Below are 22,096 nucleotides of genomic sequence, written 5' to 3' on the forward strand. Positions count from 1 at the left end.
CTTCTCACTCACTCAGAAAGAATCGTTCGAGACGGACAAAAACCATTTCGCAAATCGAACCAAATCTTATTGAATTTTTAATGGCTCACGAGGCCAGAAGCCAAGTTAAGTACCATGCAAATCTATCCTTTCAATTTTTCGCTTTCGACTCTAACCCTCGCCATATTTAAAGTTGGTTTTCACCTGCTCGCCCTGCCTGTAAGACATAGTAAATGAACTCCAGCGCTCGCCGCGCTGCCCAGCGCTTTCGCGAAGGCGCTTTACCAAATCATACAATATAGAATTATTGATATCCGTTCTGGCATCAGAAATAAAAACACCATCCCTTTCAACTATCAAGCTGACATCAATATACCCCTCCCTCGCCTCAACCTCAAAGCGTAAGGAGTCATAGCCATCGACTATACCCGTATCAACGATTGAAAAAATCTCTTTAACAATCTCAAAATCTTTTGCAATCACTCTGGACTCCTTGGGATTTTATTTGCTTCGTTTTCAAAAATCCTAGTTTTCGTTACTCCATCAATCGTGTACGTCACAGACAATGTATCTGGTCTTGGAGAATCCGGCCTAGTCCTCTCAAACCTTATAGTGGTCGGACCGACAGTTCTTTCAGGATCATTAAGGGCTCGCTTAATTTCATGTTCATAAAAAACCTTGTAGGCCGAATTGTTGAAATTTTTGTCCTGCGGAAACAGATTATATCCATCACACGTACCACCCTGGCTACAAGCCTGAGCATGTCCGCCGACATCAGTGTCGCGCCCTTGCTTTCCAGCCTCTGTTTGCCTAGAGTCTCGCTGCACTTTGTTACTGGAAGGAGTAAACGTCAACTCCTCTACTTGGCCTGCGCTATTTGTCGTGAAGGAATTTCCATTATCAAGCTCGTATCTTGTATTAGGCGATCTGGCGCTAGGGTTGTTAAGCAGCTCAAATTCAGGAGAGCCTTTTACCGCCTTATCAACATTGATATTTACAACAGATGTTTCCGCATGCGTTGAGCCTTTCGGGCGTCCGTTAGGGTCACACTCCCCCTCATTGTGCACCCAAGTCTTCAACTCTCCAACATAAAACGTATGCCCAATATCCACTGTCAGGTTGTACGTCTGCCCCACCGGCTCGAACAGCTCTACCCCGGCCACTCGGCTCGACGTATTTTCCGTAGCACCATCCACCAGCGACTGGAGCAGGTCCCCCGTCTTGAGTTCGATCATCGGCACGAAATCACGCCGAGCCGGCACATAGAACGGGTGACTTGGCGTAACGAACAAAATCTCCTGTTTCACGTCGCCAGTTTTACGAGTACTTTCCAACGTCAGCTTGTAGATAGGCTGATCGTTTCGCTGGAAGGTCTTCACCACCGTTGAGGCAAATGGTTCTCCACCGTGTTCAGGCTTGGTCCAAACGATATCGCCGACCTTCAGCGTTTCGATCTTCCGATCGCCTGCGGGAGTGGCGACTATAGTGCCTGCGGCGAAACAGCACGGATCGCGTTTACCACCCGCTTTCTCAGGAGGCTGCTTGTCCGGCAGATCAGAGCCTTTCGAGTTTTGTGCAATGTGTTCCGAAGGTCCTTTGTTCGCATCTACAGCTGGAGCTGTATTCTTCTTTCCGCCCTTCGAGGTTGGAACAGATCCCAGGAGCACATCGACAATCAGTTTGCCCCCGCCAATCAGAAACTCACTGCCATCCGGCTCGCCACCTTCCAGGGGGGCTCCTTCCAGATGCTCAGCAACGGCCTTGCCCAAAATGCTTCTTAAAATCTCAACCTGCTCACCGACCTTCTGGCCCGCTTGCGTCTCGCTGATCACCGAACCTACGGCCAGTTGAATGATCGCCTTGGGCCCTTGGATCATCGCTAGGGCCAGGGTCAGATTCTGTCCTTCAGTCGGATGTTGATCTATGTATTGGGCAATGTTCGAAGCATATGTCCCCGTCCACTGCAGGAACCCACGTTCACCCACTACGGATGTAACGCCCAGTTGATGTACACCGCCGGCGCTCTCAAGCTCACCGGCAATTTTCCGAGACTCCTCGAAATGCCCCTCTAGGCTCTTGAGTTGCAGTAGCACCTGTTGCTGGAACTCACCATCGGCCATCAACGCTTTTGCCTTGTCAGGCGCCATGCCAGCGAGAATCAGCGACTCCATGGTTTCTTCCGCCAGCTGCTTGCCGGCGATGGCTACCGCACCACTATCCATAGGGCGCCCCATGAGGCGCTCATACCGATTCACCAGGGTGTTGACGACGTTCCCCGCCTGCTCGTAATTCTGTCGTGCAGTCTCGTGGTAAGTGAGCAGGCCTTCGACCCATTTATCAGCCGTCCGCCCTGGATTCATCACATCGTCCAAGGCGCTGTCGGTCACGTAGAGGTCCGTCCTCTCTTCATGATCCCGAGTAATCTCATAGGCCTTGTCTAGATCCCGGTTCAGCCCCGCCGTCGAGTCCTGCCCCGTTCCAGCGTCGCCACGCACGACAATCTCGCCCTCACCCACCGTAGCCCGGACGATCTGCTCGCGGTCCTTTTCATACTCCCAACCGGAAACGCTCCAGCCGTTCTCGCCCTTGGTGCCTTTGCCTTCCTGGCTTGGGTCCTGCTGGGTGGTGCCTCCGTCTTTCTTCCAGCTACCACCTACATTGAGGTAATACCCGTGCTCCTTGTCCGAACCAGCGATATCGCTGTAGCCCAGCGTCCCGGTGTCGAGCTTGAGGTTGCCGTTGTCGGCGGCAATGAGGGCGCCGTCGATCTGGGTGTGGCTTTCGGTGCGGATATCGACCTTGCTGGCACCGGTTACCCGGGTCTGGTTCTCTACCCATTCGGTCTTGCCGGTGGTCTGGCCGTAGCCGACCGAACCACTGACTCCGGAGCCCGGCCCGATGGTGACGGTTACGCTGACGTCGAACTCCTTGCCCTTGACATCGCCGGTGTCGATCGCCGACGACACGTTCAGGTCGCCACCGACGCGGCCGATCACCTCGTCACCTCGCACCTGCGCACCGCTGATGGTGGTGTCCTTGCCGCTGGTGAATTTCAACCGGTCGCCGGCATAGAGGTAAGCCTCCTGATGCCGCTGGGCTTCGCGCTCCAGGTGGCCTTTGCCGAGGTTGACGCTGGCGTAGATACCCACCCCTTCCGAACCAAAGGCCAACCCGACTTCACCGCCGCCGCTGCGACGGTCCTGCTGGTTTTCGGAGTCGTTCTGCGCAGCCTTGATGGTGATGTCGTCGCCCGCTGCCAGCCCGATATCACGTCCGGCATGCACCTGGCTGCCGACGATGTTCAGGTCGTTGACGGCGTCGAGCTTGACGTCACGCCCGGCGTCCAGGTTGCTGGCGGTCGAGTTCCCTTGGTTGCCGTCAGTGCCGGCGGTGCCGTGGCTACCGCCGATGCCGACCTTGAAGCCGCCACTGCTGCCGCCATGTACACCGCCCCAGCTTTGCGAATCACTGGTCTGCTGAGCCGTTCTACCCTTGGCCACATCGAGGGTGATGTCACGCCCCTTGATCGAGATGTCACGCCCCGCCTGGAGCTGGCTGCCCTGAATAGTGACGCCATTGCCCGCGCTGACGTTGATGTCGTTGCCGGCTTCAAGGGTTGAGGCCCGATTGCTCTGTTCGGTGGTCTGCTGGCTGCTGCTCTGAGTGGTGTTGCCCAGCTTCCCGTCACCGGTAGGCCCGGCGAAGAATTGGCTGACTGCGTCCACTGCCTGCAAGGTACTGGAGCCTTTGCTTACGTTGTTTTCGCCACTGCCGGCGTTGCTCAGCGCATCCTTGGTGCGGCCGAAATTGTGGTTGATCGAGCCGCCGGCACCCTGACTGGAATATTCGCGCTCGTGCTCTTCGACGCGGGTTTCATCAGCGGCATCGATATTGATATCGCGGCCGGCAACAAGGTTGATGTCGCGCTCGGCCTTCAGATCGGAACCGCTCTGGTTGATGTCACGACCGGCAGTGACGCTCACGTCCTGCCCGGCCTTGACCTGACTGCCGCTGGCCAGTTGTTCGCGCAACCGGTCCTTGATTTTTTCCTTTTCGACGCCGGCAAAGAAGCTGATGCCATTATCGTCACTGTCGAAACGCAACCCGGTATTGGAGCTGCTGGACCACTGGCTTTCGTCACGCTGGTTCTGCGCCGCAGCCACGTTAACGTCACGCCCGGCATTGATGCTGACATTGCGCCCGGCATTGACCCCGCTGCCGACCAGGTTAATATCCTGCTCCGCGCTGAGCGTGGCGTCCCGCTCGGCCAGCACAAGGCTGCCGACACTGGTGCTGCTCTGGGCCTGTTGCCCCGAAGCCTTGGCCGAGGCGATCGATACCGACGGGGGCAAGAAGGCGCTCGGCGACAGCGAGAGACCGAATTTCTTCTTGTATTCCTCGGTCCGGCTGTAGGCGAGGTCGTTGGCCGACAGCAGGTCGATATCGCCCTCCTTGTCCACCAGACCCGCACGCAGTTCGACATCATTCCCGGCGCTGGCCTCACTGGCCCGCAGGCGCAGGTCGCTGCCCGCCGCCAGCACGATATCGTTGCCGGCCTGCAGCTCGCTGGCCACCTGGCTTGCGCTGGTCTGCAACTGGCTCTTGCCGTTTTTCGACAGGCCGAGGAAGCCCGACTTGGTGGTTTTGCTGTATTCGCCGTGCTCTTCGATGCCGGACAGCACCGCCACATCGCCGGTCGCTCCCAGCAGCAGGTCGTTGCCGGCGGTCAAACGACTGCCGATCACCGTTACATCGCGACCGCCGTCCAGGCTGATGCCTCCCCCCTCGTCCTTGCTAACGTTGACCGTCAGGTCGTTGCCGGCGGTGATCACCGACTCGACGTTGGTGCTGTGATAGCTCTCCTGCTGCTTGGATTTGCTACGGCCGAACGAACCCTTGCTGGTCTTCTGGTAGAAGGATGCCGTCTCGTTCTGATCCGAAGTGATGTTCAGGTCGCTGGCGGCATCCAGGTCGACGTTGCCGCCGCCCTCGATCCGGCTGGCGATGATCGCCATGTCCTGACCGGCGCTGATGGACACATCGCCTCCCGCCTTGAGGGCGGTGGAAATCTGGGTGACTTCATCCTGGCGAATCTTGAGTTTCTTCGAGTTGTAGGCGTAATGGCTTTCATCCGCCGCCGACGCCAGTGTGACGTCACCCGCCGCAGAGATCCCGATATCGCGCTGCGCATCGATCTGGCTGGCTACTGCCGCAAGATCGCGGCCCGCTACGGCAGTGAAATCACGGCCGGCAGTGACGGAAGATCCATTTTGGGTGGTGGCCTGGGTGCTGACACGTCCATAGCCAAGGGCATTGGTGGCCTCGGCGGAGAGCAGTTGTATGTCACGACCGGCCTGCAGGCCGATATCACCACCGCTTTGCAGCACACCGCCGACATTGAGAATATCGCGCCCGGCATCGATGCTCAGGTTGTTCGCGGCTTCGATACGTGCAGCGCTATCAACGTAGTCGGTGCGCTCGTAAAGGCGAGCGCTGTTGGTGACATGGCTGGTTACCGTGCGTTCGTTGATGACATCGCCCGCTACGGTGGTCACGCTGACATCGCGTCCCGAGATGATGCCGCCGGCCTTGTTGACGATATTGTTGCCCGCCAGCAGGTCGAGTCGATTGCCTGCCTCGATCATCCCGCTGTTGACGATGTCGTTGCCGGCCTTGGCCGAGAGATTGTTGGTGGCACGCAGAGTCCCGGCGTTGGTCAGGTCCTGCCCTGCGATCAGGCTCACGTCATTACCGGCGATCAACGCGCCATTTGGCGCCAGCCGACCATTGGCGTTGGCCATGTAGAGCACCGGCACCAGGACCTTCTCGCCATTCACCACGACTTCTTCGAGCCAGACGATGTCGTGGGTCAGCGCAGCGATCTGCTCGGCGGTGAGGCTGACGCCAATCGCCAGGTTGAGTTGCTGCTTGCTGGCGATGGCGTTGTCCATCAGGTACTTGAACATCGCTTCGTCGGTGGTCAGCCCGGCGATGAAGCGCTGGCCGGTGCCGGCGACGATGGCCTGCTGGATCAGGCGCTGTTCATAGAAACCATCGCCCAGGCGCTTGGCGCTGTCGTCCGGGTTGTAGCCGAGGCCGGCGAGCAGGTAGTCGGAGCTCATGAACTGCTTGAGTTCGGTGAGCAGCGGATTGGTTTCGATCAGGTATTTGTGGGGTTGCGCAGCGGCGCTGCGGTCGGGCAGGCCCTGGACGCGGTCGATGGTCTGGCTGCCGGCCGGGGTCGGCTGAGTGGTGACCGGGGCGGTGACTGCGGTACTACGGGGGTCGATCTGCGGCGTCCCCGGACGCTCGGACGCCGGCACGACTGGCTGGCCCGAAGTCGGGTCGAAGGTGGCCGGGAGTGATGACTGGCTCATTCCGATCCCGGCCTGGTTGCCGGGTGCAGGCGCGCCGCCGGGCTGGCCCGCGACAGTGGTGTCCCGCCCGTCCATGGACAGGCCAGGGACGGCAGCGGTGACGCTGATCGCAGTGTCGCGACTTCCTGGGGCCAGGCCGGGAATGTTCAGGTCCGGCCCCTGCTGGCCGCCGACTACCGTGGTATCACGGCTGCCATCGGACAGGCCGGGTACGTTCGGGGTGGAATTGCCGTTTGGGGTGGTGACCCCGACCTGGGTATCGCGGCTACCGGTGATACCGGAGACATCGACACTCTGGCCCGCTGCGCTGAGCGCGCCGCTGGAGTCGCCGGCAGATCCCTGACCGCCGATATCGTCGATGCGCGTGATGCCGCTGCCATCGCTGCGGGTGGACTGCCAGTTGCCGTTATTGACGGCCCCCACGGTAGACACGCTGATAGCGGTTGCATCGGCGCTGACGGTGCTCGCTTCGCGGGCCAAGACCGTGTTTTGCCGGGTGCTGGCAGACAACTGGGTGATGGCGTCCAGTTGCAAGGTGCGGCCGGTGGTGCCGGGGGCGGATTGTTCGCGTTGGGCCAGGTCGATGCTGGCGCCGCCGAGGGTCCAGTTGCGCGGGGTGTTGTCGATCTGGCTAATCTGCCCGGTGCTGGCGGACTGACCGCTCAGGCGGAACAGGCCGTTCTGGTTGGTGGGAAGGGTGAAGCCAGGGAGACCCAGGGGGTTTATCTGTTGCTGAGCGAGATTAGGTGGTAATTGCTTGTTGATTACGATGACCGGAAGACCACCGGTACCACCGGCTGAAGTGCCGATGTCACGTGTTTTGCTTCCTTCAAGCGCAGTGTAGGAACGCTCTACGCCATTAGTAATCGTGTTGGCGGCGGTAATTGATAGCTCGCGCCCCGCTTGGATTATCGAAGGAATCACAGTCGAACCTGTGACACCTATGGTTTTCTCCAAGAAAGGCTGAGTGTTTTGAATCAGTAGCGGAGCGGTTACAGTTCCTGGCATGTAATTCGATGCCGGTATCGGCACCACGCCAGAGCTGTCAGCATTCCAGTGGGACGTTCCGTTAAGGAACCAGATACTACCGAAGACCTGCCAGTACATATCTGTTTCACCCTTCGCCATCCCTGTGTGACGAAGAGTGACCGGCAGTACCTCTTCTACTCCAGCTGCGCTCCAAAAGTGGATTCCACCATCGTAGCCAATGTCGCTTTTCGAGTTGTAATCAAATATTGATTTCCAGAGCGACAAGTCAGGCTTTCGAATATCCAGGTACTTGATGGTCGAAAAGCCCCCCAACGCGGTCCCCGTATTGGACAGCTCATCAACGTTTACCTGCATATCGTTAGCGGCATAAATTGTCGAGTTCAGATTCTCCAATCGCCCGCCATTGATCGAAAAGTCCCTACCCGATATTAAACTTGCCTGAGCCGAGCTATCCTCCGAGACTGCACCCGCCCCATAGTTCTGTACCCATACCAAGTGCGAAGCAAGACCACCTCTATCAGGATGACTGTCCTTGTCAGATGCTTGAATGCAGTCATAGCAGCGGACCCCGATATATGCCGACTCCAATATCGGCGCGGAAGTCAAAATCTCCCTTTTATTTGAGATCTTTTCCGCTGCAATGGAGAAATTCCCGCCACTCTCAAGGGTTCCGGAGATATTTTCCAATAAAGTCGAGCGATTCCCTTGGGCATCTTTCGATATCCGCACCGCTCCCAACCCATAGATATCTCCATAATCATTAAAGAGGCTGTTGACATACAATCCCATGTCCGCGCCACTGAAAACGAATCCATTCTTGTTGAACAGGTTTGCGGTTGTAATAGTCAGCCCTTGGCTTCCACCAATCGACCCATGATTGGTTATGCTCTCGGCATACAGCGTTAAATTAGACGCCGAGGTGAGCTGTCCGGTGTTGTTAAGCTGTCCAGTTACACTTATGGTAGTAGCACCGCCACTGGAGACTCTGGCTGAGTTACCGATTACCAACTGCCCCACCCCGAGGTTCATCTCCCCAAGGCTGGTAATCCGCGCACCGGCGTTCAGGGTGCCTGCCAGATTCAGGTCCAGACGCCCGTCACTGGCAATCAGCCCGTTCGTGGTCCAGTTGCCACCGCTGCCATTGAAGCTTTCCGAGGCGAGCAGTTGCCCGCCGGCAAGCTGGGTCAGTTCCCCGACGTTGACCGTCAACCGCCCCGCCTGAATCACACTGCCATTCGTCCAGCTATCGGCCGTCAACGTCAGCCCGCCGCGGGTGACCAGGTTGCCGCCGGCATTGCTGAGCGTGGCGGTGGCGATATCGAAGGTGCCGTTGCCGCCATGCAGCACCGAGCCGCCGAGGTTGTTCAGCCCCGCCGCATTCAGCGTCAGGTCGGTACTGCCTGCTTCCAGCTTGCCGTTGCGGTTGTCGAAGCCGCCGCGTACCTGGAAGTCGCTCTTGCCCGCGCCGCCCAGCGCCCGCAATACGCCGCCCTGGTTGTCCACGGTGCTTGCGGACACCAGCAGGTGGGTGTCGCTTTCGATGACTCCCGAGCGGTTGCTCAGGCCCTCACCCAGCGCCAGTTCGATGCGATTGCCGGCCAGTTGCCCGCCGTTGTTGTCCAGCCCCAGGCCGTCTACCCGCACCAGTCCCTTGGCATACAAGCCGCCGCCGGCGTTGATCAGGTTGCCGCCGCGGATGCGCACGTCGCCCGTTTGTGCGGCCATGCGCCCGGCGCTGTTGTCGAGCGTGCCCGCCAGTACCTGCAGTTGCTGGCCCTGCACTACCCCGCCCTGGCGGTTATCGAGCAGGCCGGTGAGCGAGAGATCGACCGTCCCGCCGACGCTGGCGAGCACCCCGGCCTGGTTGTCCAGGCTGGCGGCGCGCTGCACCACGAGGTTGCCGCCTTGGGTGAGCAAGGTGCCGCCGCGGTTGTTCAGCGCGCCGGCGACATCCAGCAGCAGCCCGGTGCGGCCTTGCACCTGGCCCTGCTGGTTGATCAGCGCGGCGGCCTGCAGGAACACATCGGCGCTTTCGCTGAAGATCTGGCCTGCAGCGTCGTTGCGCAGGGTCGAGCCGGCGACCAGCTTCACCTGGTTGCGAGCCGCCACGGCACCACCCTGGCTGTTGTCGAGGGTGCCGGCGTTGAGTTCGAGGTCGGCGCGGCTGACGATCTTGCCGCCGTGGTTGAGCAGCTGCTGCGCCTGTTTCAGCAGCAGGTTACCGGCGCTGACGATTTCGCCGTTGGTGTTGATCAGGTTGCCGCGCAGGTCGAAAACCAGGCTGCCGTTGCCGGCGATACGGCCATTGCTGTTGTCGAGATGAGTGCCGGTGACGGTCATCGCCTGCTGTGCATCGATGCTGCCGCCCTGGTTGCCCAGGCTGTCGACCGCCAGTTGCAATTGCCCGCCGCTGGACAGCACGCCACCGGTGTTATCCAGGCTGGCCGCGCCGATATCCATGCGTCCCTGGCTGACCAGCGCGCCGTCCGCGCCGTTGAGCAAGGCCCCGCTGAGTTGCACATCCAGCGCACCATCGCGGCTGGACAAGGTGCCGACATTGCGGTTGTCGAGGCTGCCGCCATGCAGGCTCAGCCCCTGCCAGCCGGACAGCAGGCCGTGCTGGTTGTTGACGCTGCCGACGTTGAGGATCAGGCGATCGACACCGATCAGCTTGCCGTTGCTGTTGTCCAGGCTGCTGGCGTTGAGGGTCAGGCTCTGCTGGGTGGACAGCTCGCCCCCGGCGTTGCCGAAGGCGCCGACCCGGTCGAAGGTCAGCGCGCCCTTGGCCAGGATCAGGCCGCCGGTGTTGCTGAGGTCATTGCCGTTGAGGTCGAGGGTGACGGCCTGGTCGCCGACGATACGGCCACCGCTCAACAGCAACGCGCCGAGGTCCAGGGTGAGGTTGCTGCGCGCGGAGACTTCGCCGCCGCTGCTGTCGAGGCTGCTGGCGCGGAGCTGGAGCCCGCCCTGGCTGTTGATCAGGCCGGCGGCGCTGTTGTTGAGGGCGCGCACGGTGAGGCTTGCGGCGCTGGCGCCGAGCAGGCTGCCGGCCTGGTTGTAGAGGTCGCCGCTGCTCAGGGTGAGAGTGCCGGCGGCGCTGACCAGGCCTTGCTGGCGGTTGTCGAGCAGGCCGTTGCTGGTCAGTTGCAGGTCACCACGGCTGTTGAGGATGCCTTCGCGGTTGTCCACGGACGCGGCGCTGACAACCAGGCTGGCAGCACCGGCCAGGCCCTTGGCGTTGGTCAGGGCCTGGGCGATCAGCAGGTTCAGGGCCTGGTTGCTGAGCAGGCGACCGTTGCTGTTGTCCAGGTTGCGGGCCGCGAGGGTGAAGGCCTGGGCGCTGGAGATTTCGCCGTTGCGGTTGCCGACGTCGGCCAGGTTGCTCAGCAGCAGCGGGCCGGCGCTGTTGATCAGGCCGCCCTGGTTGTCCAGGCGCCCGCCGTTGAGGTCGAGGCTGAGGCGGGTGTTGCTCGACAGCTTGCCGCCCTGCTGGTCGAGCCCGCCAAGGTTGGCGGTCAGGGCCTTGAGGCTGCCGATGTTGCCGCCGTTGTTCAACTGGCTGGCAGTGAGGTCGAGGGTTTCGGCGCTGTTGAGGCGCCCGCCGCTGTTGCTTAGAACCCCGGTGGTGACGCTGACCGCGCCCTTGGCGCTGAGGCTGCCACGGCTGTTGTCCAGGCTGGCGCTGCGCAGTACCAGGGCACCGTCGGTGACCAGTTCGCCGTCGGTGTTGTTCACGCCGTTGCTGGCCGTCAGGGTCAGGTCGCCGGCGCTGCCGAGGCTGCCGGCGCTGTTGTCGACACTGGCGGCACTGAGGCTCAGGGTCGATTCACTGCTCAGGGTGCCCTGGCGGTTGTTGAGGTCGCCGGTGAAGGCGAGTACCAGTGGCAGTTGCGCGAAGATGGCACCGCCGCTGTTGTCCAGGCTGGCACCGCCGAGGTTGACGCCCTGCCCGTTGAGCTGGCCACGGGCGCGGTTGAGCACCTGCTGCACGGCGAGGGTCAGGTTGCCGGCGGCGAAGATCACGCCGGCATCGCTGTTGTCCAGGCGCTGGCCGGTCAGGGTCAGGTCGCTGTTGCTGGTGAGTTCGCCGCCACGGTTATCGACGCTGCCGATCTCGAGTTTCAGCGCTTTTGTGGCGCCCAGCAGACCGCCACGGTTGTCCAGGCTGGCGGCGTTGACGGTCACCCGCTCGGTGCCGATCAGTTGGCCGCCCTGGTTGTCGATGGCACCCGCGTTCAGTTCCACCAAAGCCTTGCCGGCGATCTCGCCCTGGCGATTGTCGAGGCTGGCGCTGGTGATGCCCAGCCGACCATCGGCGACCAGAGTGCCGCCCTGGTTGCGCAGCCAGTCGCCGTTGACCAGGGTCAGGGCGCCACGGCTGCTGAGCAGGCCATCGCGGTTGTCCAGGCGCAGGCTGGCGAGGTCGAGGCTGGCGGCGCTGATACGGCCACCGACGTTGCCCAGCAGTTGCTCGATGCGCAGGGTCAGGCCCTGGTTGCTGACCAGCTTGCCCTGGCTGTTGTCGAGGCTGCGCGCAGCCAGGCTGAAGGCGTTCTGGCTGGAGATCTCGCCCGGGTTGCTGACTGCGCCGAGGTTGGCAAGGACCAGGTTCGGCGCGTTGATCAGGCCTTGGTTGTCGAGGTCGCCGTGGTTGAGGTCGAGGCTCAGGCGGGTGTTGCTGAACAGCTCGCCCTGCTGCTGGACCAGGCCACCGAGGCTGGCGCTTAGCACGCCGGTGCTGGCGATGCGGCCACCGTTGCTGACCTGGCCGGCGCTCAGGTCGAGGGCGGCGCTGCCGATCAGGCGGCCGCCCAGGCTGTTGTCGAAGCGGCCGGTGACCAGGGTCGCATTGCCCTGGCTTTTGATCAGGCCCTGGTTGCCGTTGTCCAGGCTGGCGCTGGCGAGGTTCAGGGTCTGGGCACTTTCGACCACGCCACCCTGGTTGAGCAGGCCGGCGCTGCCCTTGAGGGTCAGCACGCCGGCACTGGAAATGCTCCCGGAGCGGTTGTCCAGGCGGTTGCCAGCCAGGCTCAGGCTGCCCTCGCTGCTGAGGCTGCCCTCGGTGTTGTCGAGGTCGCCCTGCAAGGTCACGTCCAGGGAACGCTGCGCGGCGACGGTGCCCTTGGCGTTGTCCAGATGGCCAGCGCCCAGGCTGATGTCCTGGGCGAACAACAGGCCCTTGGCCTGGTTGATCAACCGGGTGACAGTGACTTCAAGGCGGGTGCCGGCCAGCAGCTTGCCGCCGCTGTTGTCCAGTTGCGTGCCGCCGAGGGTGACGCCCGCCTGGCTGGAGATCGCACCGCCACGGTTATCGGCGCTGGCGACCTGGAGTTTCAGCGCTTTTGTGCTGCCCACCAGACCGCCGGCGCTGTTGTCCAGGCGCTCGCCGTCCAGGCTCAGCTCACCCTGGGCCACCAGCTCGCCGCCCTGCTGTTCGAGCACGCCGACGGTGGCGATCAGGTCGCTCTGGCTAGCGATACGGCCCTTGGCGTTGTTGGCGCTGGCGGCGTCGAGGCGGACCAGGCCGCTGGCGCTGACCAGACCACCCTGGTTGCGCAGCTCGGTGGCGCCCAGGTCGAGGGCGCGCACGCCGTTGATCAGGCCGTTGCGGTTATCCAGCAGGGCCAGGCGCAGGAGCATGTCCTGGTTGGCGCGGATCACCCCGTCGCGGTTGTCCAGGCTGGTGCCGCGCAGGGTCAGGGTGTTCTGCCCGGAGAGGCGACCGCCGCGGTTGTCGAGGTTGCCCACCAGCAGGTCCATCACGCCCTTGGCCAGCAGGCTGCCACCCTGGTTGTCGAGCAGGCCGCTGATGTTCAGGCCGACGCTGCCATCGCTGACCAGGCTGCCGGCCTGGCGGTTGTCGAGGCTGCCGGCGGCGACCTGCAACTGGCGACCGGCACCGAGGGTGCCGCCCTGGTTGAACAGCGCTCCGGTCACGCCCAGGTCCAGGGCGATATCGCTCATCACCTGGCCATTGCCGTTGCCCAGGCTCGCCGCACGAACCCGGCTGCTGCCGGCGCCGGACACTTCGCCCTCCTCGTTGAGCAGGGCCCCGGCGACTTTCAGCTCAAGGTTGGCGGAACTGCTGAACAGGCCATTGCTGTTGTTCAGGCTGCCCGCTTCGGCGGTGAGGCCGTCGGCGGCGATCTGCCCGCCGATATTGAGCAGCGCCTGCTTCACGAGCAGGCTGATCGCCGCGTCGCTGAGCAGGTCGCCGCCGCTGTTGTCGAGGCTTTCGGCATTCAGCTCGAAGCCCTGTTCGCTGGAGATCTCGCCGCCACGGTTGTGCACGGCGGCAAGGTTGCGCAGCAACAGCTGCCCAGGTGCGTTGATCAGGCCACCGCTGTTGTTCAGTACGCCGTGGTTGAGGTCGAGGGTCAGGGCGCTGTTACTGTACAGCTCGCCGCCGTTGCGCTGGTCTAGGCCGCTGATACTGGCGGTCAGGGCCTTGGCGCTGGCGATGCGGCCGCCGCGGTTGTCCACCTGCGCGGCGCTCAGGTCGAGGCGATCGCTGCTGGTCAGGCGGCCGCCCTGGTTGCTGATGCCCTGCCCTGCCGTCACCAGCAGGGTCGAAGCACTGCTGATACGGCCGCCGTCGTTGACCAGGCTGATCAGGTCAAGGCCGAGGCCGGCATCGCTGCGCAGCACACCCTGGGTGTTGTCCAGTTGCCCGGCAAGTCCATTGCCGCCACGCAGCAGCAACGACAGGCCGGTCTTGCCGTACAGGCTACCCTGGGCGCCGTTGTTGACCTGGCCGGCAGTGATCGAGACGGACTGCTGCCCGGAGACCATGCCCTGGTTCTGGTTGTCGAGGCGCGCCAGGGTCAGTTGCAGGGCAGCGTTGGCGACAAGGCGACCGCCGCCGCTGTTGTCCAGGCGGCTGCCGTTGACAGTAAGGCCGGAGACGCTGGCGATTTCCCCGGCACGGTTGTCCACGCCGGTCACGTCCAGGGCCATGGCGCCGCCGGAATTGAGCAGGCCGGCCTGGCGGTTGTCCAGTTCGCTGCCACGTACCCGCAGTTGCCCGCTGGCGATCAGGCTGCCGCCGCGGTTGTCGATGCGGGTCGCGTCGAGGGTCAGGTTGCTGCGGCTGGAGACCAGGCCGTCGAGCTGGTTGTCGAGGCTGGCAGCGCTCAGTTGCAAGGTGCCGACCGAACCCAGCAGGCCGTCGCGGTTGAGCAATTGCCCACCAACGGCAATCTCCAGGGTGCCATCGCTGGCAACCCGGCCGAGGCTGTTATCGAAGCTGGCGGCGGTCAGGTCCAGGGCTTCGCCGGCCAGCAGACGGCCGCCGGCATTGCTGCCGGCGCCGGACAGGTCGAGGGTCAGGCGCTTGTCGCCCTGGATCAGGCCGGCGCCATTGTTCAGCGTGGCGCTGATCACCCCTGTGCTGGTGCCGAGAATTTCGCCTTGCTGGTTGTCCAGGCTGCTGTCCACCAGCAAGGTCAGGCCGTTGCCGGCTTCAACGGTGCCCTGCCGGTTGACCAGGCTGCCGGCACGGCCATCCAGGGCAGCGGCCTTGATCAGGCCCTTGGTGTTGTCCAGTGCCTGGGCAATGCGCAGGGTCAGGGACTGTTCGCTGAGCAGCTTGCCGCCGTTGTCGAAACGGTTCGCGGCCAGCTCGAAGGCCCTGGCACTGGAGATCTCGCCATCGAGGTTGGCCACGCTGCCGAGGTTTTTCAGAAGCAACTGGCCCGGTGCGTTGATCAGGCCGCCCTGGTTGTGCAGAGGGCCGCCGTTCAGATCGAGGGTGATATCGGCCAGGCCATAGAGGCGGCCACCAGCGTTGTTCAGGCTGGTGGCACCGAGCTCGACGCCCTGCCGGGCGAACAGGGTACCCTGGCGGTTGTCCACGCCGCCCACGCTGGTAATAGCCAGGCGGGTATCGCTTTGCACCAGGCCCAGGCGGTTGTCCAGCGAACCGACGCGGATCGCCGCGCTGTCGGCCAGCAGCTTGCCGCCCTGGTTGTCCAGGGCGCCGTCTACCAACAGGTCGATCGCGCCGGAACTGCTCAGGCTGCCGGACGGGTTGACCAGGCTGCCGGCGCGGATATCGAGGCGGGGCGCCGAGACCAGGCCCCGGGTGTTGTCCAGCAGGCGGGCGATGCGCAGGGTCAGGCCTTGCTCGCTGAGCAGCTTGCCGCTGCCGTTGTCCAGCGCAGCGGCGGCCAGCAGGAAGGCCTGTTGGCTGGAAATCTCGCCGCCCCGGTTGTCGACGCTGCCGAGGTTGTTCAACAGCAACTGGCCGGGGGCGTTGATCCGCCCGCCACGGTTGTCCAGCAGGCCACCGTTGAGGTCAAGGCTGACACCGCCCTGGCTGAACAACTGGCCGTCGTTCGGCTGGTCAAGACCGCTGGCGCTGGCCGTCAGTTGACCGCTGCTGCTGATGCGCCCGCCGTCGCCATTGCTCACCTGCCCGGCCCGCAGGTTGAGACCCTGTTCTGCAGCCAGGACGCCGCCACGGTTATCCAGGTTGCCGCTGCGCAGCGACAGGTTGGCTTGGCTGGCGATGCGTCCGGCTTCGCGATTGTCGAGGCTGCCGAGGATCAGATTGGCGTCGCCCTTGGCCGCCAGCAGACCGTGCTGGTTGATCGCCTGTCCGCTTACCTGCACGTCGAGCCGGCCATCGCTGGTCAGGCTGCCCTGGGTGTTGTCCAGGCTGCCGGCGGTGAGGTTCAGATGCTGGCCGGCGAGCAGTTGGCCGTCAGCGTTGAGCAATTCGGCCGTCTGCTGCAACACCAGGCTGCTATCACCCTGGATCAAGCCGTTGCTGTTGTCCAGCGCCTGGCTGGTGACCGAGGTCTGCGCACCGAGCAGCTTGCCCTGCTGGTTGCCCAGCACGCCAGAGACAGCCAGGGCCAGGCCGTGGCGGGCCTCGACCAGGCCTTCGCGGTTGTCCAGGCTGGCGGCGCGCAGGTCCACGCCTGCCGCGCCGATCCGGCCCTGGCCGTTGAGCAGCGCGCGGGCGATGCGCAGGGTCAGGTCCTGCTCGCTGAGCAGCTTGCCGCTGATGTTGTCGAGGCCGGTCGCAGCCAGCTCGAAGGCCAGCTTGCTGGAGATCTCGCCGCGCTGGTTGCCGACCTCGCCGAGGTTGCGCAGGAGCAACTGGCCCGGGGCGTTGATCAGGCCGTTCTGGTTGTTCAGGCTGCCGTTGTTCAGGTCGAGGGTGACGCTGCCAAGGCTGCTCAGCCGCCCAGCGGTATTGTCCAGGCTGGCGGCGCCTGCACTCAGGTGCTGCCCGGCAAACAGGGTGCCCTGGCGATTGTCCAGGGCTGCGCGGCTGACCAGCGCCATGCGGGTATCGGCCTGCAGCAGGCCCTGGCGGTTGTCCAGGCTGCCGAGGCGGATCACGGCGTTGTCGGCGAGCAGCTTGCCGTCGCGGTTATCCAGCGCCTCATCGACCGCAAGGGCCAGTTCGCTGCCGGCACTCAGGCTACCACCCTGGTTGAGCAGCCGCCCCGCCTGGATATCCAGCACGGGCGCGGAGACCAGGCCCTTGGCGTTATCCAGCAGGCGGGCGATACGCAGGGTCAGGCCCTGCTCGCTGAGCAACTTGCCGCTGGTGTTGTCGAGTGCGCCCGCCGCCAGCAGGAAGGCCAGGTTGCTGGAGATCTCGGCATTACGGTTATCGACCGTGCCCAGGTTGTTGAACAGCAACTGCCCGGGGGCGTTGATCCGCCCGCCCTGGTTGTTCAGGTGTCCGTTGTTCAGGTCGAGGGTCAGGCGGCCCTGGCTGAGCAACTGACCGTCACCCTGCTGGTCCAGGCCGGTGACGCTGGCGGTCAGTTGCTCGCCGGCGCTGATGCGCCCGCCAGCGCCGTTGCTCACCTGCCCGGCTTGCAGATCCAGGCTGCGCTCGGCGCGCAGGATGCCGTTCTGGTTGTTCAGCGCGGCAGCCTTGAGCACCAGGTCGCGGGCCAGCAGCTCGCCGTTGCCGTTGTCGAGCAGGCCGGCGGTGCTGAACACCAGGTCGCTGCCGACGCTCAGCTTGCCGCCGGCGTTGTTCAGGCTGGCGCTGCGACCGTCGAGCCGTGCGGCCGAGACCAGGCCAGCGGCATTGTCCAGGGCCTGGGCGATGCGCAGGGTCAGTAACTGATCGCCGAGCAGCTTGCCGCCACGGTTGTCGAGGCTGCCGGCGGCGAACTCGAAGGCGCGGCTGCCGGAGATCTCGCCAGCGCGGTTGTCCACACTGGCCAGGTTGTGCAACAGCAGTTGGCCGGGAGTGCTGATCAGGCCGGCCTGGTTATCCAGATGGCCGTTGTTCAGGTCCAGGCTCAGTACATCCTTGGCGTACAGTTGGCTGCCGGCCGATTGCAGCAGCCCGCCGACACTGGCATCCAGCTCGCGACCGAGCAGGCGCCCGCCGCTGCGGTTGTCCAGGTCACCGGCCTTGACCTTCAGGGTCGAGGCGCTGCTCAGCAGGCCGCCGCGGTTGTCCAGGCCGCCGCCCAGCGCCAGGTCGAGGCTGGCGTCGCTGCGCAGGGTGCCGCCCCGGTTGTCCAGGCTGTCGCCGTGCAACTGGAAGCCCAGGCTGCTGGAGATCTCGCCGGCCTGGTTGGCAACGCTGGCGAGGTTGAACAGTTGCACCTGGCCCGGGGCGGTGAACAGGCCGCCCTGGTTGTTCCAGTGGCCACGGTTGAGGTCGAGGCTGATGCCCGACTGGCCATGCAGGCGCCCGGCGCTGTTGTCCAGGCTGCCCACGGCGAGCTGGATATTGCCCTGGGCGCTGAGGTTGCCGTCGTGGTTGTCCAGCGCAGCGCCGATCCGCGCGGCCAGGGTGCCGCGGCTGGACAGGGTGCCCTGCTGGCCGTTGAACAGGCTGGCAGCATCGATCTGCAGCCCTTGGGCCGCGACCAGCCCGGCGGCGTTGTTCAGGGCTCCGGCGATGCGCAAGGTCAGGGCCTGGTCGCTGAGCAGCTTGCCCGCGCCGTTGTCGAGGCCGCTGGCGGCGAGCGTGAAGGCTCGCTGGCTGGAGATCTCGCCCTGGCGGTTATCGACCGTGGCGAGGTTGTCCAGGATCAACTGGCCAGCGGCATTGATCACGCCGCTGCGGTTGTCCAGCAGGCCATGGTGCAGGTCAAGGCTCAGGCCGGCGTCGCTGCGCAGGCGACCACCGCTTTGCTGGTCGAGGCTGCCGAGGCTGGCGATCATCTGCTGGCGGCTGCTGATCTGGCCGCCGCCGCTGTTGTCCAGCCGTGCAGCGACATACAGGCCGAGCCCCTGGCCGGCACTGAGCAGCCCCGCGACGTTATCCAGGCTCGCCACGCGCAATGTGACCTGCCCTGCCCCGGCCAGCTCGCCCTTGCGGTTGATCAGGCTGCCGCTGTTCAGGTTCAAGGCCGCGCCACTGCTCAGCAACCCGCCCTGACCGTTGAGCAGGGCCTGGCTGGTGCTGGAGAGATTGCCCCCGGCCAGGACCCGCCCACGATTCTGGTTGTCCAGTTGGCTGGCATCGACCTGGGCATTGCCGCCGGCGCTAACGGTACCGCCCTGGTTGGCCAGCGCTGCGCTAGTGATCGTGAGGTCACGGCTGGCCACCAGCGTCCGACCGCTGTTGTCGATGCCCTGCGCGCTGATGCGCAGGTCACCCTGGGCATTGCGGCTGTTGTCCGCATTCACCCCGGCTTCGATCACGCCCTGGTTGATCAGCTGCGCGCTGCTGTCGATGCTCAGGCGGTCGCGCGCGGCAAGGCTGGTGCCGGTCACATCACCCTTGGCGCTGACGGCCAGGTCCTTGCCGGCGTAGGCCCGGCCCATGCCGAGCTTGCCGTTGGCATCGATCTGGATATCGCCACCGGCCATCATGTCGCCCGCCAGCTTCACCCCGACCCCGGCTTCGGTACCGACCAGGCGGATGGTGTCGACGTACATGCCGCCCAGCGCGGAGGAGTCGATTGCCAGCTCCGGCGCCTGGCTGCCATCGGCGGCGCGGGCTGTCGCGGCGAGGGTGCGCGCATCGACGTCGTTGCGCCCGGCGACGATATCCAGCTTCCTGGCCTGGAGTTGCGCATTGATCTGGGTGGCGCGGGTGATGATCTCGAACTGGTCGACGTTGCTCGCGTTGAGCCCGGCGCCTTGGATGGCGACGTTGCCCTGGTCCACCTGGTAGCGGCTCAACTGGCCGTTCTCGATCACCGGCTTGCCGGTGCTGAGGGTAGCGCGCGGGGTGTTGATGAAGCCACAGCCGTCGCAGGTGATGCCGTGGGGGTTGGCGACGATGACATGGGCGGACTTGCCCGCCACCTCGGTGTAGCCGCGCAACTGGCTGGAGCTGCCGCCATTCACCTCGTTGAGGATGATATCGGCGGCGCGACCGCTGAAATTCGGGTTGCCGACGATGATCCCGCCGAGCTGGGTGGCCTGGGTGCGATCCGTGGCGTTGTTGAGGATCAGCCCCTTGGCATCGACGTTGTAGTCCTTGAACTGGTTATGGGACAGACCGTTGGCATTGGGCGCGGCGATATTGACGATGGGCACGCCGTTGCCGGCCTGGGCCAGGCCCGTGCCCGCCGCGCTGACCGCGATGCCATCCGCCTGCGCCCAGACCGGCTGCCAGAACATGACGTTGGCCAGCAGGAACGCCAGCGCCCGCTTCGGAATGCCGCAGAACGACTCGCGCGGTTGCACGGTCGCCGAAGGCAGGCGGGCCAGGAAAGCGAATTGACGGACGTCCATGTCGTGGTCTCGGTTCGGGCTTGGCGGGGCTCACAAGCACGGCTATCCACACTTCTCAACCAGGTACCTTGTGGGAGCGGCTGTTAGCCGCGATCGGCGGCGAAGCCGTCATAAAACCTGAGTCCCAGGTCTGCCTGACACTCCGAAGGCACAGGTTTTATGGCCGCTTCGCGCCCAATCGCGGCTAACAGCCGCTCCCACAGAGGGCTGGGTTGTACATGATTGGGGTGTGTTAGATACCTATGCTTACAAGAGCAGCTCCACGCGGAAGTAAACGGGGGTTTCGCGCTCGGTGATCACGTCCGGGCGCTCCAGGGAATGGGCAAAGGTCACGCTGGCGGCCAGGTGCTGGCCGCGGGCGAAGAATTCGATGGAGTGGCTGGAGACCTGGCCGTGCTGGTCGCCGTTGTAGCGATCGCCGCGGATCACCCCGCGGTCGTAGCCCAGGCTGGCGCCGTACTCGCCGAGCACCGGCTGCAGCCAGCCAAGCGTGACCGGGCGACTCCAGCGCAGGTCGTTGCGCCAGTAGCCGCCGCTGTCGCCGGTCAAGGACTGGTCCTTATAGCCGCGCACCGACGACAGCCCGCCCAGGCTCAGGCGTTGCGGGCTGTACAGTGGATCCTCGCTGCGCTGACCAGTGGCCAGGCTGCTGAAACTGAAATTCTCGCCCCACAGGCTGAACGGCTGCAGGTAGCTGAGGGTAAGGCTGTACTTGCGGTAGCGGGCATCGGGGTCGCCGGGCTGCTCCTGGCGATCGGCCTGGGCGTCGAAGGCACCGATGCCCTGCTGCATGCCGAGGTCGAGGTTGACGAAGGCATTGCCGATACGCCGGCCATGGTTGATGCCGAACTGGGCTTCGCTGAGGCGGTTGCTGCTGTTCTCCAGGCGGCTGTCTTCGATGTAGTTGTTCGAGCGCAGGTAGGCGATGCCGCTGTTGAGCGAGGTTTTCGACAGGCTGTCGCGATGGATCACCCGTTCGGCGCGCAACTGGTGGTTTTGCGTATCGCCGGTCTGCTTGAAGGTGAAGTTGTTGGCCTCGGCCCGGGAGCGGTAGGCGCTCTGGCTGTACGAGTAGCTGAAGTTCCACCAGCCCCAGGGCAAGTTGTAGAAGAGCATTTCACTGTGGGACGTACGCTGGTGATCACTCACGGCGTCATGGCCGCCGCGCAGCATGAGCTGGTCCGCCAGGCCCAGCGGGCTGTCCCATTCCAGGCCGTAGCCCCACTGCTGTTCGCCGGTGGCGAGCTGGCCGTCGTTGTTGCGCGAAATGCTGGCGCGCCAGGGTTTTTTCGGTGTATTGCCAACCTGCACCCTGCTGCCACCGACGTTGCTGCCGGGCACCAGTTCCATCTTGGCCTGGTTGGACGGCAGGCGATTGAGCTGGTCGACCATCTGCTCGATATCGCGCAGGTTGAGCAGTTCGCCCACCCGCCCCGGAAAGGTCATCGCCAGTTCGCGGGGCGACACGCCGTGGCCATCCAGTCCTTCGAGGCGGCCTTCGACCACTTGGATTTCCAGGTGGCGGCTGCTCAGGTCCTGTTGCGGCAGGTAGGCACGGCTGGTGACCAGGCCACGGGCCAGGTAATGATCGGTGACAGCCTTGAGCAAGGCGTTGAGCTGCTCGACACCGAGGCACTGGCCGAGCCACGGCTTGACCAAGCCCTCGCGGTCGGCCGGGGACAACTGGTCGGCGCCTTTGATCTCGATGGTGTCGATGGGAAAGCAGCGGGTATCGGGGGCGGCGGGGGCAGCCGACGGCGTGGCGGACTGGCCCGGTAGATCGCGCAGTTCCTCAAGGCGGCGTTGCTGCTCCTGGAGCAGGCGGTCCTGTCGATCGCGGATCAGGTCCTGGTCGCCCGGGGTGGCGGCAAGGGACGGTAGAGTGGCGCCCAGGCTCAGGGCCAGAAGGCACAACCTCATCGCGAGGTGGTGGAAATGCATGAGCCAGAATCCTTGCCGGTATCACTATGCCATCATTGGCTGGGCGATATTAGTAAGCTGGAAAAATGGCGTCAAGTCTTGGGCATGAGTCGGTTCATTCGTCCTGGGACAAATTCGACGCAACGCTTGGAGCG

The 22,096-nt window shown here is 63.8% G+C and carries 3 protein-coding genes; all 3 read right to left on the minus strand.

What is annotated here, in order from left to right:
• Positions 1-150: 150 nt before the first annotated feature.
• A complete protein-coding gene (locus ACPFMA_RS17920; RefSeq protein ID WP_425928379.1) occupies positions 151-462 on the minus strand; it encodes a hypothetical protein in 312 nt (103 codons plus the stop codon).
• On the minus strand, positions 459-20,021 hold the full coding sequence (locus tag ACPFMA_RS17925) for a hemagglutinin repeat-containing protein (RefSeq protein WP_425928380.1): 19,563 nt from the start codon (positions 20,019-20,021) through the stop codon (positions 459-461). The genes ACPFMA_RS17920 and ACPFMA_RS17925 overlap by 4 nt, the downstream gene beginning before the upstream one ends.
• 246 nt (positions 20,022-20,267) lie before the next feature.
• Positions 20,268-21,962 carry a ShlB/FhaC/HecB family hemolysin secretion/activation protein gene (locus ACPFMA_RS17930; protein ID WP_425928381.1) on the minus strand — a complete coding sequence of 565 codons (1,695 nt, stop codon included), beginning with the start codon at positions 21,960-21,962 and terminating at the stop codon, positions 20,268-20,270.
• Positions 21,963-22,096 lie beyond the last annotated feature (134 nt).

This window comes from Pseudomonas sp. NyZ201 (assembly GCF_049860765.1).
In the GTDB taxonomy this organism is placed as follows: Bacteria; Pseudomonadota; Gammaproteobacteria; order Pseudomonadales; family Pseudomonadaceae; genus Aquipseudomonas; species Aquipseudomonas bharatica.

Excerpts from the sequence above, each read along its gene's own strand:
- ACPFMA_RS17925 (WP_425928380.1), bottom strand. The coding sequence starts at position 20,021 with ATGGACGTCCGTCAATTCGCTTTCCTGGCCCGCCTGCCTTCGGCGACC.
- ACPFMA_RS17930 (WP_425928381.1), bottom strand. The coding sequence starts at position 21,962 with ATGCATTTCCACCACCTCGCGATGAGGTTGTGCCTTCTGGCCCTGAGC.